Origin of the sequence: Caenibius sp. WL (assembly GCF_019803445.1) — a bacterium.
Taxonomy (GTDB): Bacteria; Pseudomonadota; Alphaproteobacteria; order Sphingomonadales; family Sphingomonadaceae; genus Caenibius.
This window is the reverse complement of the sequence record NZ_CP081844.1, coordinates 2023393-2036246: the sequence shown is the minus strand read 5'-3', so window position 1 is coordinate 2036246 and position 12854 is coordinate 2023393. Positions and strand designations below refer to the sequence as shown.

Here is a 12854-nt window from a genome sequence, read left to right as displayed (position 1 = left end):
TTGTTTTACCCCTTCATCCGATTGACATCGTCAACCGCGATGGTGCCGCGGCCACGGAAGTAGATAACCAGGATCGCCAGGCCGATTGCGGCCTCGCCAGCGGCAACCGTCAGCACGAACATGGCGAAGACCTGACCCACCAGATCGCCGAGGAAAGCGCTGAAAGCCACCAAGTTGATATTCACCGCCAGCAGGATGAGTTCGATCGCCATCAGGATCACGATCACATTCTTGCGGTTGAGGAAAATGCCGAGCACGCCGAGCACGAACAGGATCGAACTGACGACGACATAATGTTCGATGCCGATCACAGTTGCACCCCCTTGCCGACTTCGGGTTTCATGTTGATCGTCGCGTCTTCCGGGCGACGGCTGTTCTGCTTGCTGATGTTCTGCGTCCGCGTGCCGGTGCGTTCGCGATGGGTCAGCACGATCGCGCCGATCATCGCCACCAGCAGGATCACGCCCGCGCTTTCGAACAGGAACAGGTAGCGGCTGTAAAGCAGCGCCCCGATGCTTTCGATATTGCTTTCACCCACCAGCGGCGCGGCCAGCCCGTCGGGCGTGCCCAGTTCCAGCGCCCCGGCGCGATAGGCGCCGATGCCCAGCACCATTTCGGCCAGCAGGATCACCGCGATGGCGATACCCAGCGGGAAATTGCGGACGAACCCGGCGCGCAGTTCGGCGAAATCGATGTCGAGCATCATCACCACGAACAGGAACAGCACCGCGACCGCGCCGACGTAAACGATCACCAGCAGCATGGCGATGAACTCGGCGCCGACCAGCACCATCAAGCCGGCCGCGTTGAAGAAAGCGACGATCAGCCAGAGCACCGAATGCACCGGATTGCGCGCCATAATCACCAGCGCCGCCGAAGCGACCACCAGCGTAGCGAAAATATAAAAGGCGATTGCATGGATCATGGAAACGCGAGCCCCCTAGCGATAGGGCGCATCGGCTTCAAGGTTCGCGGCGATAGCCCGCTCCCACTTGTCCCCGTTCGCCAGCAGTTTAGCCTTGTCGTAAAGCAGTTCTTCGCGCGTTTCCGTCGCATATTCGAAATTCGGCCCTTCGACGATCGCATCCACCGGGCAGGCTTCCTGGCAGAAGCCGCAATAGATGCACTTGGTCATGTCGATATCGTAGCGCGTGGTGCGCCGCGAACCGTCCTCGCGCGGCTCGGCCTCGATAGTGATGGCCTGTGCCGGGCAGACCGCTTCGCACAGTTTGCAGGCGATGCAGCGCTCTTCGCCGTTGGGATAACGGCGCAGCGCATGTTCGCCGCGAAAGCGCGGGGAAAGCGGGTTCTTCTCGAACGGATAGTTGATCGTCGCCTTGGGCTTGAAGAAATACTTCAGCGTCAGGGCATGAGCTTTGAGAAACTCCCAAAGCGTGAACGATTTGATGAGCTGGGCAACGCTCATGCCGCGTACCTCGTAAGCATCAGATAACCAGAAATAACCACCACGAAAAACAGGCTCAGCGGCAGGAAGACTTTCCAACCCAGGCGCATGAGCTGGTCATAGCGGAACCGCGGGACAGTGGCTTTCACCCAGCTGAACACGAAGAAGAAGAAGAACGTCTTCAACAGCAGCCAGACGATGCCCGGAACATAATAGAGCGGCGCCCAGTCGACCGGCGGCAGCCAGCCCCCGAAGAACAGCGTCGCGTTGAGCGCGCACATCAGCAGGACGTTGGCATATTCGCCCAGCCAGTAGAGCGCGAACGCCATCGACGAATATTCGGTCTGATACCCGGCGACCAGTTCGGATTCCGCCTCGGTCAGGTCGAACGGCGTACGCGCCGTTTCGGCCATGCTCGAAATCAGGAACAGCACCCAGGCCGGGAACAGCAGCGGATTGAACGCATAGCCGTTGAAGAAGCCGAGCACGTGGCCCTGCTGCAGCTTGACGATATCGTTCAGATTGAACGTCCCCGCCCACAGCACCACGCAGATCAGGATGAACCCGATGGAGACTTCGTAGGAAATCATCTGCGCCGAGGCACGCATCGCGGAGAAGAACGGATACTTCGAGTTCGACGACCAACCGGCCATGATCACGCCGTAAACACCCAGCGAGCTGACCGCGAGAATGTAAAGCAGGCCGACGTTGATATCGGCCAGGATCGCGCCCGAATTGAACGGGATCACCGCCCAGGCCAGCAGGGCCACGGTGAACGTCACGATCGGCGCGAGCACGAACAGGCCCTTGTTCGCGGCGCTCGGGACGATGGTTTCCTGGAGGAAGACTTTCAGGCCATCCGCAAAGGATTGCAGCAGACCCCACGGGCCGACCACGTTCGGGCCACGGCGCAGCGCCATCGCCGCCCAGATCTTGCGATCCGCGTAGATGACCATGGCCACGGCCAGCATCACCGGCAGGGCGATCAGCAAGATCCCGCAGATCGTGGCAACGAACCACGCCCATTCGTAGGACATGCCGAGGTTCTGGAAGAAAGCGGTCATTCCGCAGCCTCCGGCAATTGCTCACCATGCAGCAGTTCGGCAGAACATTGCTGCATCGTCGCGCTGGCGCGCGCGATCGGGTTGGTCATGTAGAAATCCTTGATCGGATAGGCGTCAATCGTACCCGAAGCCTCGCCGCCACCGGCCGGAAGCGAGCCGTAATCGGCCAGCCCTTCCTCGCCCAGCGCGGGAACTTCGGCGATCATCGCAGCCTGCAATTGCGCGAAGCTGTCGAACCCGACCGAAACGCCCAGCGCATCGGCCAGCGCGCGCAGGATCGTCCAGTCCTCGCGGGCATCGCCCGGCGCGAAGACCGCCTTTTCCGCATATTGCACGCGGCCTTCGGTGTTGACGTACGTGCCGGTCTTTTCGGTGTAGGCTGCGGCGGGCAGGATGATATCCGCCGCATGGGCGCCCTTGTCGCCATGATGGCCGATATAGACCTTGAGCGAACCGGCGAAGGTGGAGAAATCCACCTCGTCGGCACCCAGCGCGAGCACGACTTTCGGCTGCGCGGCAACGATATCCTTGATCCCGCCCTTCTGCGCATAGCCGAGCATCAGCCCGCCCATGCGCGATGCCGCCATGTGCAGGACGTTGAAGCCGTTCCAGCCATCGCGGACCAGATTATACTTCCCAGCCAGCGCGAGCAGCGGACCGAGAGCCCCCTTGCCGAGACCCGCGCCACCCAGAACGATGGCAGGCCGTTCAGCCTTTTCGAACGCTTCGGCGACATCCGCAGGCAGCTTGCCGAGAACCGCCAAATCGTTGCCGAGGAACTGCGCCGGATAGGTCGTTTCCCATTCAGGCCCGACGATGAACACCTTGGCGCCACGTTTGACCGCCTTGCGCAGGCGTACGTTGACCAGCGGCGCTTCCCAGCGGACCTGACTGCCGACGATCAGGATCGCATCAGCGGTTTCGATCCCGGCGAAAGTGGAGTTGAAATTCACCGCCGCAAGGTTCGAGACATCGTAATCGAGGCCCGTCTGCCGGCCTTCGAGCAGATCCGAACCCAGCGCGCCAAGCAGCTTCTGCGCCGCGAACATGGTTTCGCAATCGACCAGATCGCCGGCAATCGCCGCGATGTTCTTGCCCGGCTGCGCGGCCGCGATGGCCTGGAAGGCATCGTTCCAGCTTGCCTGCTCCAGCTTGCCGGAGCCGTTGCGCACCCACACCTTGTCGAGGCGGCGGCGGGTCAGGCCATCGACCTGATAGCGACCCTTGTCGCTCAACCATTCCTCGTTCACGTCATCGTTGATGCGCGGCAGGATACGCATGACTTCGCGGCCCCGGCTGTCGAGGCGAATGTTCGACCCGACAGCATCCGACACGTCGATCGACAGCGTCTTCTTCAGTTCCCAAGGCCGCGCTTCGAAAGCGTAAGGCGCGCTGGTGAGCGCACCGACCGGGCACAGATCGATCACATTGGCCGACAGCTCATGCTTGGCCGCCTGCTCCAGATAAGTCGTGATCTGCATGTTTTCGCCGCGATAGAGCGCGCCGATTTCATCCACGCCCGCGATCTCTTCCGAGAAACGAACGCAGCGCGTGCAATGGATGCAGCGCGTCATCGTCGTCTTGATGAGCGGCCCCATATTCTTTTCGGTGACGGCGCGCTTGTTCTCGTCATAGCGCGAAGCACCGCGGCCATAGGCAACCGACTGGTCCTGCAAATCGCATTCGCCGCCCTGATCGCAGATCGGGCAATCGAGCGGGTGGTTGATAAGCAGGAATTCCATCACCCCTTCCCGCGCCTTCTTGACCATTTCGGAATCCGTGCGGATTTCCTGGCCATCGGCGGCGGGCAGCGCGCAGCTTGCCTGCGGCTTGGGCGGTCCGGGCTTCACTTCGACCAGACACATCCGGCAATTGCCGGCAATCGACAAGCGTTCGTGGTAGCAGAAACGGGGGATTTCCTTGCCCGCGGCTTCGCAGGCCTGCAGGACGGTCGCGCCTGCAGGAACCTCGATTTCCTGACCATCTACGGTAACTTTAGGCATTATTCGGTGGCCTCCCGCACGTTTTCGGCGATCCGGCGTTCAAGTTCGGGGCGGAAGTGGCGGATCAGGCCCTGGATCGGCCACGCCGCGGCATCGCCCAGCGCGCAGATCGTGTGGCCTTCCACCTGCTTGGTCACCTGTTGCAGCATGTCGATTTCCTCGACCGCGGCATCACCGGTGCGCAGCCGTTCCATCACCCGCCACATCCAGCCCGTGCCTTCGCGGCACGGCGTGCACTGGCCGCAGCTTTCATGCTTGTAGAAGTAGCTGATGCGACTGATCGCACGGACGATATCGGTCGACTTGTCCATCACGATGACAGCCGCCGTGCCGAGGCCCGAACCGACTTCCTTCAGCCCGTCGAAATCCATCGGCGCGTCCATGATCTCTGCCGCCGGCACCAGCGGAACCGACGAGCCACCGGGGATCACCGCCAGCAGATTGTCCCATCCGCCACGAATGCCGCCGCAGTGCTTTTCGATCAGTTCGCGGAACGGGATCGACATCGCTTCTTCGACCACGCACGGTTTTTCAACATGGCCCGAAATCTGGAACAGCTTCGTGCCCTTGTTGTTTTCCCGCCCGAAGCCGGCAAACCATGCCGCGCCGCGCCGCATGATCGTGGGGGCAACGGCAATCGATTCCACGTTGTTGACCGTGGTCGGGCAGCCGTAGAGGCCCGCGCCCGCCGGGAACGGCGGCTTGAGACGGGGCTGCCCCTTCTTGCCTTCGATGCTTTCGATCATCGCGGTTTCTTCACCGCAGATGTAAGCGCCCGCGCCGCGATGGACGAAGACATCGAAATCGTAGCCCGAACCCGACGCGTTCTTGCCGATCAGGCCCGCGTCATACGCTTCGCGCACTGCCGCAAACAACGTTTCCGCCTCGCGGATATATTCGCCGCGAATGTAGATGTAGGCCGCACGCGCGCCCATGGCGAAACCGGCCACCAGCGCGCCTTCGATCAGCTTGTGCGGATCGTGGCGGATGATTTCGCGGTCCTTGCACGAACCCGGCTCGGATTCGTCGGCATTGATGACGAGGAAGCTGGGACGGCCATCCTTGCTTTCCTTGGGCATGAAGCTCCACTTCATCCCGGTGGGGAAGCCCGCACCGCCACGGCCACGCAGACCGGACGCCTTGATTTCCTCGATAATGGCATCCCGCCCCTTGGCGAGAATGTCCTTGGTGTTGTCCCAATCGCCCCGCGCCTGGGCAGCGGCGAGATTCCACGGCTGATAGCCGTAGAGATTGGTGAAAATGCGATCCTTATCAGCGAGCATGGCTTACCACTCCCCCCGATAATCGTGATTGGCACTGACCATTTCTTTCAGCGTCGTGGGCCCACCCACCGGCTCCACCGTATGGCGGCCGGGTTCCTGCGTACCGGCCTTGGGCGTTTCGCCCCGCGCCAGCGCATCGAGCACCGCATCCATCCGTTCGGCAGTGAGATCTTCGTAATTGTCGTCGTTGATCTGGACCATCGGCGCGGAAGCGCAGTTGCCCATGCATTCGACTTCGGTCAGCGTCCACATGCCGTCTGCCGTGGTATGGCCCTTCGTCATCCCACGCGCCTTGCAGGTGGCGAGGATATCGTCGCTGCCACGCAGCATGCACGGCGTCGTGCCGCAGACCTGCACATGATAGCGGCCGACCGGCACAAGGTTGTACATGGTGTAGAATGTCGCCACTTCGACCACGCGAATGATCGGCATGTCGAGATAGGACGCGACATATTCCATCACCGGGATCGGCAGCCAGCCTTGCGTGTTCGTTTCCGCACCCACCTGGCGCTGGGCAAGGTCGAGCAGCGGCATCACGGCCGAGCGCTGCCGCCCTTCGGGATAGCGGGCGATGATTTCCTTCGCCTTTTCCGCGTTTTCCGCGTTCCAGGCGAACTGCCCCCAGCGCGCGCGCAGATCGGGTGTATCAGGTTCGAGATAACGGTCAGCCATTAGCGAACGAACTCCACACGAGAGCACTTGTCGCCCTCGAAACTGTAGATCGCGATGACATCGAACGGTTCGGCATCGTTCGAGCGCCACACCCGTTCAAGAAACACGACATAATTGCCAAGCGCTTTGCGATCGACGATTTCGGCGCGGTTTTCGGGAAACTCGGCGAACATCGCCCTCAATCCCGAGCGCACGCCTTCCTTGCCCTCACGCGCCACCGCGCCGCGATAGGCGCCTTCACAGGCGTCGTCCGTCATCAGCGTGACGTATGCATCGGCATCCTGCGCATTGTAGTGCGCGATCATCTGCTCTGCGATGGCGAGGTAATCAGCCACGGGCCAGTCTCCGCTCGATAAAACGCCCGACATAGACACCGATCGTTCCGGCGAAAGCGGTCGAAACCACTTCCTTCACCGACGAGGCGCCATGGAAGGCCAGAAGGTACGCGGCGACCGCCGAAGCGAAAGCCGCGAACACCAGAACCAGAATGAAAATTTCGCGAAGGATCACCGGTCACACTCCCCGAACACGATATCCATCGCGCCGAGAATGGCGGTCGCATCGGGCAGCATGTGGCCCTTGCTCATGAAATCCATCGCCTGAAGGTGGCTGAACGCCGTCGGGCGAATCTTGCAGCGATACGGCTTGTTGGAACCGTCGCTGACCAGATAGACCCCAAATTCGCCTTTCGGGCTTTCCGTGGCGACATAGACTTCGCCGGCCGGCACGTGGAAGCCTTCGGTGTAGAGCTTGAAGTGATGGATCAGCGCTTCCATCGACTGCTTCATTTCACCACGCTTGGGCGGCGAAACCTTGCGGTCGGTCGATGCGATCGGGCCATCGGGCATCTGCTGCAGGCACTGCTTCATGATGCGGGCCGACTGGCGCACTTCTTCCACACGCACCATCATCCGGTCATAGCAATCCGAATTGGTGCCGACCGGAACTTCGAAATCCATCCGGTCATAGACATCGTAAGGCTGGCTTTTGCGGATATCCCAGGGAATGCCCGCCGCGCGGATCATCGGGCCGGAAAAGCCCCATGCCAGCGCGTCTTCCTTACTCACTTTGGCGATATCGACGTTGCGCTGCTTGAAAATGCGGTTGTCGACGAACAGGCTCATCGCATCTTCGAACAGTTCCGGCAGGCGCGTGTCGAGCCAGTCGGCGATGTCGGTCAGCAGCTTGAGCGGAACATCCTGATGCACCCCGCCCGGCCGATACCATGCACTGTGCATGCGCGCGCCCGATGCGCGTTCGAAGAAATTGAGGCAGTCTTCGCGGATTTCGAACAGCCACAGGTTCGGCGTCATCGCACCCACGTCCATGATGTGCGAACCGATGTTCATCATGTGGTTGCAGATGCGGGTCAGTTCCGCGAACAGAACACGCAGATACTGGGCGCGCAGCGGCACTTCCAGATTGAGCAGCTTCTCGATCGCCAGAACGTAGCTGTGCTCCATGGCGAGCGGCGAACAATAATCGAGCCGGTCGAAATAGGGCAACGCCTGGAGATAGGTCTTGTGCTCGATCAGCTTTTCGGTGCCGCGATGCAGCAGGCCGACATGCGGATCGATCCGTTCGATCGTTTCGCCATCCAGTTCCATGACCATGCGCAACACGCCGTGCGCGGCCGGATGCTGCGGGCCGAAGTTGATCGTGTAATTGGTGATGACTTCATCGCCGGTGGTCGGCGACTGCTCGAGAGTCAGCCCGCTCACTTCGCCTCTCCTTCGGCCTTTTCATCGCCCGGAAGGACGTATTGCGCCCCTTCCCACGGGCTCATGAAATCGAATTGGCGCAGGTCCTGCGGCAGTTCGACCGGTTCATAGACGACACGCTTTTCCTCTTCGGAGTAGCGTAGCTCCACATAACCGGTGAGGGGGAAATCCTTGCGGAACGGATGCCCTTCGAACCCATAGTCGGTCAGAATCCGGCGCAGATCGGTGTTGCCAGCGAAGACCACGCCATAAAGGTCGAACACTTCGCGTTCGAGCCATCCAGCATTGGGCCACAGCGTCGTGACCGTGGGCACCGGTGTCGTTTCCGCCGCGCGGACTTTCACCAGCAGCCGATGATTTTTCGTCACCGACAGCAGTATATAGACGACTTCGAAACGCTCGGCCCGCGCGGGGTAATCCACCCCGGCGATTTCCATGAGCTGCTGATATTCGAACTCGTCCCGCAACTGGCGCAGCACCGTTTCGATGCTGTCGCGCTCGACGGTGAGCACGGTTTCGAAATGCTCTTGCTTGAGCGCGAGGAGATTGACCCCCAGCGCTTTCGTCAGCGCGTCGGCCAGTCCGTCGACCGGCGCGATCCGGGGGGCAGCGTGCAGAACCTGTGCCATGGTCAACGCTCCAACGTGCCTTCGCGGCGGATTTTCCGCTGCAACTGCATCACGCCATAAAGCAGCGCTTCCGAAGTCGGCGGGCAGCCGGGGATGTAGATATCGACCGGCACGATACGGTCACACCCGCGCACCACCGAATAGCTGTAGTGGTAGTAGCCACCGCCGTTGGCGCAGCTGCCCATCGAAATCACATACTTCGGATCGGACATCTGATCGTACACGCGGCGCAGTGCGGGCGCCATCTTGTTGCACAGCGTGCCCGCGACGATCATCACATCGCTCTGCCGCGGCGAGGCGCGCGGGGCAGCGCCGAACCGTTCGAGATCGTAGCGTGGCATGTTGGCGTGGATCATTTCCACCGCGCAGCAGGCCAGACCGAACGTCATCCACCAAAGCGAGCCGGTGCGCGCCCACTGGAACAGTTCTTCCGTGGTGGTGACGAGAAAGCCCTTGTCGCTCACCTCGGCATTGAGGCTGTCGAAGAAGGCCTGGTCAGGCAGCGTCTGAGCGGCCTTTGCGGGTTCGATCACTCCCATTCGAGTGCTCCCTTCTTCCAAGCATAGGCAAAGCCGACAATCAGTTCCCCGAGAAAGATCATCATCGTGATCCAGCCCGGCCAACCGGTCAGATCGAGGCTGACCGCCCAGGGAAACAGGAATGCGGCTTCGAGGTCAAAAATAATGAACAGGATCGCCACGAGATAGAAGCGCACGTCAAACTGGCTGCGCGAATCCTCGAACGCGGGGAAGCCGCATTCATATTCGCTCAACTTGTCCGCCGTCGGATTGCTGGTGCCGGTGAGGTACGACACCCCGATAGGCAGGAAGACGAACAGCGCCGAGAGCGCCAGCGCAATGCCGAGGAATATCAGGATCGGCAGATATTGTGTGAGATCGAGCACTCTACAGTCCTTTTGGGGCTGACTCGTATGCAACCGGGGATACGGTGCGCCCTAGTCGCCCCTTCCCGCAGGTGCAAGAGGGGGATGGTTCCTTTTCACCCCGGAATTCCGCCATTTTGCGAGCGATTCTCAATTTGTCATCGGTGCGACGGAGAGTTACATCTTGTTGGGCCATCCGGCCCACAAACTCTGCGAGGTTCCCATGCCCCAGTTTTCCGCGCAAGATCCTGTCGTCATCCTCTCCTATGCCCGCACCCCCATGGGCGGCATGCTCGGCGTTTTGTCCGAGGCTGGTTCGACCGAACTCGGGGCGACGGCGGTGCGCGCGGCGGTAGACCGCGCGGGCATCGCCGATGAAGCGGTCGACCGGGTCTATATGGGATGCGTCCTGCCCGCCGGGCTCGGCCAGGCCCCTGCCCGCCAGGCGGCGTTGAAGGCCGGACTGCCCAAGTCGGTGCAGGCGACCACCGTAAGCAAAGTGTGCGGATCGGGCATGCAGGCGGTCATCATGGCGTCCGAAACGCTGGCCGCGGGCTCTGCCGACGTGATCGTGGCAGGCGGCATGGAAAGTATGAGCAACGCGCCGTATCTGCTGAAGAAGCATCGCGCAGGCGCACGGGCCGGGCACGATACCGCTTATGACCATATGTTCCTCGATGGGCTGGAGGATGCCTATCAGGCGGGCACGGCGATGGGCGCTCTCGCGCAGGATATGGCGGACCGGTATCAACTGACGCGGGAAGAGCAGGATGCTTACGCGGTCGAATCCCTGCGCCGGGCCAACGCAGCGATCGCAAGCGGCGCTTTTGCCGATGAAATCGCCCCGGTGACGATCAAGGGCCGCAAGGGCGAAACCGTGGTCGACACGGACGAACAGCCCGGCAAGGGCCGCCCGGACAAGATTCCCACGCTCAAGCCCGCATTCGCCAAAGATGGCACGATCACAGCCGCCAGTTCCAGTTCGATTTCGGACGGTGCGGCCGCCCTGGCTCTCACTCGTGCGAGTGCGGCATCAGCACGAGGGCTGACGCCGGTGGCCAGGATCGTCGGCCTTGCCGCCCATTCGCAAGAGCCCGCCGCGTTCAGCACTGCCCCGGTGGGCGCAATCGCCAAAGTCCTCGATCAGGCAGGATGGAGCGTGGAGGATGTCGATCTGTTCGAAATCAACGAGGCGTTCGCCTGCGTCACCATGTTCGCCATGCGCGATCTTTCCATCCCGCACGACAAGGTCAACGTCCATGGCGGGGCAACGGCGCTGGGGCATCCGATCGGGGCCAGCGGCGCGCGCATTATCACGACTCTGATCGGGGCCTTGAAAGCGCGCGGGCAGACACGCGGGGTCGCCAGCCTGTGCATCGGCGGCGGAGAAGCCACGGCGGTGGCCATCGAACTGCTTTGAGATTGAGAGCCCTGAGCGCGCAGCGCGCAATCAGGGCTCGCCCGCGCCCCACAGGCGGCTTTGCGGAATCCAGCCTTTCCGGCCCGCCACATCGAGCAGGCACCACCTGTCTTCGCATTTCCCGAGTTTGCCGACCACGCCCGGCTCGGCGTTCCACATCAGCTTGCCGTCGGCCTCAGGATCGGCCCGCATCGGCGCCACCCCCTTGCCGATGACGATCGCCGTCCGTTCCGGGCTCAGGAACCGGGCGATGACCCACCCGCGGTCGCCATCGACGTCTTCCACGAAACGCCACCCTTCCTTGAGACGCAGCACTTTCAGCGGAAGGTGGGGCCGCCTGTAAACCCAGTCGATGTTGTAGGATTCGCTGGGCCCCACCCGCATATTCACCCGTTCGACCCGGATCGATGCCCAGTAGGGCGTTTCCCGATCCTGCGCCGCCGCAGGCCCTGCATGGCCGAGCATGATGACGACAAGCGCGAACAAGGTGGATTTGACAGGAAAGGGCCGCATTTCGATAGCCATAGCGCCACGTCCGCACGCACTGCAAGCCATGTGATGCAGCATTCCCCACAGGCGGTACAGCATGCCGCCAAGCGGACGCTTGACCGGCGCCACTCGCCGGGCCTAGCGCATCATGTCATGAGTGACACAGCGCCCCCTTCCGCCACGCCGAGCGAACCGAGTCGGCACTTCCCCGGCAAACCGCGCGTCGTCGTCACCCGCCGCCTGCTGCCTTCCGTGGAAGCGCGTATGAGCGAACTGTTCGACGTCACGCTCAACACCGGCGACCGGGTGATGAGCCGCGATGATCTGATCGCGGCCATGCAGAACTGCGAAGTGCTGGTGCCGACAGTGACCGACCGGATCGACGAAGCGATGATCGCCGCGGCGGGGGACAGTCTCGGCCTGATCGCCAGCTTCGGCGCGGGCACCGATCACATCGATGTGGCGGCCGCGTGGCGCAGACGCATTATCGTGACGAACACGCCGGGCGTTTTCACCGAAGACACGGCCGACACCGCCATGGCCCTGATTCTGACCGGGCCGCGCCGCTTCGCCGAAGGGATCGCCACGTTGCGCCAGGGCAAATGGCCCGGCTGGGGCCCTTCCTTCATGCTCGGCCATCGCATCGGCGGCAAGCAACTCGGCATTATCGGCATGGGCCGCATCGGGCAAGCCGTGGCCCATCGCGCTCGCGCGTTCGGCCTCGATATCGTCTATCACAACCGCCACCGGTTGCCCGAAGCGGTCGAGAACATGCTCGGCGCGCGCTACGAACCCGATCTCGACCGTTTGCTCGCGCAATCCGATATTCTCACCGTCCATTGCCCGGCCACCGCCGAAACCTACCATCTGCTCGATGCGCGGCGGATCGGCCTGATGAAGCCCACCGCGTTTCTCGTGAACACCGCGCGCGGCAACATCATCGACGAAGAAGCGCTGATCGATGCCCTGACCAACCGCCGGATCGGCGGTGCGGGTCTCGATGTCTATACCGGCGAGCCGAATATCGACCCCCGCTTCGTCGCCCTGCCCAACGTCCTTGCCCTGCCGCACATGGCCAGCGCCACGATCGAGGGGCGCGAAGCGTCCGGGGAGAAAGTGATCACCAATATCCGCTTCTGGGCGGATGGGCACCGCCCGCCCGATCAGGTTCTGGAAGGGCTGGTCTGATTACGGGACATCTCGCCAACACCGCCTTGCCGCGCGCAGGGGTTGTTGCTTAGGTAGCTCAAGCATATGCGTCCCCCGGGGCAGGACGCGCCAGAGG

The 12854-nt window shown here is 62.1% G+C and carries 15 protein-coding genes and 1 pseudogene; 2 read left to right on the top strand and 14 right to left on the bottom strand.

Translation table 11 applies throughout. The features are described 5' to 3' along the window. Positions 1–5: 5 nt before the first annotated feature. The 13 genes and pseudogenes from nuoK to K5X80_RS09680 all read right to left on the bottom strand — a co-directional run bounded on the left by nuoK (position 6) and on the right by K5X80_RS09680 (position 9681). The gene (gene nuoK / locus K5X80_RS09740) at positions 6–311 is read right to left on the bottom strand and encodes an NADH-quinone oxidoreductase subunit NuoK (RefSeq protein ID WP_021688860.1); all 306 of its coding nucleotides are present in this window, start codon (positions 309–311) and stop codon (positions 6–8) included. Beyond that, positions 308–925, bottom strand: a complete 618-nt coding sequence (locus K5X80_RS09735) for an NADH-quinone oxidoreductase subunit J (RefSeq protein ID WP_222557555.1) — start codon at positions 923–925, stop codon at positions 308–310. The genes nuoK and K5X80_RS09735 overlap by 4 nt, the downstream gene beginning before the upstream one ends. Before the next feature lie 15 nt (positions 926–940). Further along, entirely contained in the window at positions 941–1426 is a 486-nt protein-coding gene (nuoI, locus tag K5X80_RS09730; RefSeq protein WP_021688862.1) for an NADH-quinone oxidoreductase subunit NuoI, read from the bottom strand. Beyond that, positions 1423–2469 (bottom strand): NADH-quinone oxidoreductase subunit NuoH, encoded by a 1047-nt coding sequence (gene nuoH, locus K5X80_RS09725; RefSeq protein WP_283249146.1) that lies wholly within the window; start codon positions 2467–2469, stop codon positions 1423–1425. The genes nuoI and nuoH overlap by 4 nt, the downstream gene beginning before the upstream one ends. After that, positions 2466–4472, bottom strand: coding sequence for an NADH-quinone oxidoreductase subunit NuoG (gene nuoG, locus K5X80_RS09720; protein ID WP_222557554.1), 2007 nt, complete (start codon positions 4470–4472; stop codon positions 2466–2468). Before nuoG ends, nuoH begins: the two co-directional genes overlap by 4 nt. Continuing rightward, positions 4472–5755 (bottom strand): NADH-quinone oxidoreductase subunit NuoF, encoded by a 1284-nt coding sequence (gene nuoF, locus K5X80_RS09715; RefSeq protein ID WP_222557553.1) that lies wholly within the window; start codon positions 5753–5755, stop codon positions 4472–4474. The genes nuoG and nuoF overlap by 1 nt, the downstream gene beginning before the upstream one ends. A 3-nt stretch (positions 5756–5758) precedes the next feature. Continuing rightward, positions 5759–6427: a complex I 24 kDa subunit family protein gene (locus K5X80_RS09710; protein ID WP_222557552.1), complete on the bottom strand. Its 669-nt coding sequence runs from the start codon at positions 6425–6427 to the stop codon at positions 5759–5761. Beyond that, the gene (locus K5X80_RS09705; protein ID WP_283249303.1) at positions 6427–6732 is read right to left on the bottom strand and encodes a nuclear transport factor 2 family protein; all 306 of its coding nucleotides are present in this window, start codon (positions 6730–6732) and stop codon (positions 6427–6429) included. The genes K5X80_RS09710 and K5X80_RS09705 overlap by 1 nt, the downstream gene beginning before the upstream one ends. 22 nt (positions 6733–6754) lie before the next feature. Continuing rightward, positions 6755–6937 carry a hypothetical protein gene (locus tag K5X80_RS09700; protein WP_222557550.1) on the bottom strand — a complete coding sequence of 61 codons (183 nt, stop codon included), beginning with the start codon at positions 6935–6937 and terminating at the stop codon, positions 6755–6757. After that, the gene (locus tag K5X80_RS09695; RefSeq protein WP_283249144.1) at positions 6934–8148 is read right to left on the bottom strand and encodes an NADH-quinone oxidoreductase subunit D; all 1215 of its coding nucleotides are present in this window, start codon (positions 8146–8148) and stop codon (positions 6934–6936) included. The genes K5X80_RS09700 and K5X80_RS09695 overlap by 4 nt, the downstream gene beginning before the upstream one ends. A gap of 14 nt (positions 8149–8162) precedes the next feature. Then, a pseudogene (locus K5X80_RS09690) lies at positions 8163–8777 on the bottom strand (NADH-quinone oxidoreductase subunit C); the annotation flags it as partial. 2 nt (positions 8778–8779) lie between these two features. After that, positions 8780–9316, bottom strand: a complete 537-nt coding sequence (locus K5X80_RS09685) for a NuoB/complex I 20 kDa subunit family protein (RefSeq protein WP_222557548.1) — start codon at positions 9314–9316, stop codon at positions 8780–8782. Beyond that, entirely contained in the window at positions 9307–9681 is a 375-nt protein-coding gene (locus K5X80_RS09680) for an NADH-quinone oxidoreductase subunit A (RefSeq protein ID WP_222557547.1), read from the bottom strand. Before K5X80_RS09680 ends, K5X80_RS09685 begins: the two co-directional genes overlap by 10 nt. 202 nt (positions 9682–9883) lie before the next feature. Between K5X80_RS09680 and K5X80_RS09675 the strand changes: the two genes are divergently transcribed. Next, complete coding sequence (locus K5X80_RS09675; protein WP_222557546.1) at positions 9884–11080, top strand: acetyl-CoA C-acyltransferase; 1197 nt, start codon at positions 9884–9886, stop codon at positions 11078–11080. Between the two features lie 30 nt (positions 11081–11110). On the opposite strand, the gene K5X80_RS09670 is transcribed toward K5X80_RS09675, so the two are convergent. Next, on the bottom strand, positions 11111–11593 hold the full coding sequence (locus K5X80_RS09670; protein WP_222557545.1) for an SH3 domain-containing protein: 483 nt from the start codon (positions 11591–11593) through the stop codon (positions 11111–11113). A gap of 129 nt (positions 11594–11722) precedes the next feature. On the opposite strand from K5X80_RS09670, the gene K5X80_RS09665 reads away from it, so the two are divergent. Next, on the top strand, positions 11723–12757 hold the full coding sequence (locus tag K5X80_RS09665; RefSeq protein ID WP_222557544.1) for a 2-hydroxyacid dehydrogenase: 1035 nt from the start codon (positions 11723–11725) through the stop codon (positions 12755–12757). The last annotated feature ends 97 nt before the right edge of the window (positions 12758–12854 follow it).

Bases quoted from the DNA above. Each gene is read 5' to 3' on its own strand.
- K5X80_RS09735 (WP_222557555.1), bottom strand. From the start codon at position 925: ATGATCCATGCAATCGCCTTTTATATTTTCGCTACGCTGGTGGTCGCT.
- nuoI (WP_021688862.1), bottom strand. From the start codon at position 1,426: ATGAGCGTTGCCCAGCTCATCAAATCGTTCACGCTTTGGGAGTTTCTC.
- nuoH (WP_283249146.1), bottom strand. From the start codon at position 2,469: ATGACCGCTTTCTTCCAGAACCTCGGCATGTCCTACGAATGGGCGTGG.
- nuoG (WP_222557554.1), bottom strand. From the start codon at position 4,472: ATGCCTAAAGTTACCGTAGATGGTCAGGAAATCGAGGTTCCTGCAGGC.
- nuoF (WP_222557553.1), bottom strand. From the start codon at position 5,755: ATGCTCGCTGATAAGGATCGCATTTTCACCAATCTCTACGGCTATCAG.
- K5X80_RS09710 (WP_222557552.1), bottom strand. From the start codon at position 6,427: ATGGCTGACCGTTATCTCGAACCTGATACACCCGATCTGCGCGCGCGC.
- K5X80_RS09705 (WP_283249303.1), bottom strand. From the start codon at position 6,732: ATGATCGCGCACTACAATGCGCAGGATGCCGATGCATACGTCACGCTG.
- K5X80_RS09685 (WP_222557548.1), bottom strand. From the start codon at position 9,316: ATGGGAGTGATCGAACCCGCAAAGGCCGCTCAGACGCTGCCTGACCAG.
- K5X80_RS09675 (WP_222557546.1), top strand. From the start codon at position 9,884: ATGCCCCAGTTTTCCGCGCAAGATCCTGTCGTCATCCTCTCCTATGCC.
- K5X80_RS09670 (WP_222557545.1), bottom strand. From the start codon at position 11,593: ATGCGGCCCTTTCCTGTCAAATCCACCTTGTTCGCGCTTGTCGTCATC.
- K5X80_RS09665 (WP_222557544.1), top strand. From the start codon at position 11,723: ATGAGTGACACAGCGCCCCCTTCCGCCACGCCGAGCGAACCGAGTCGG.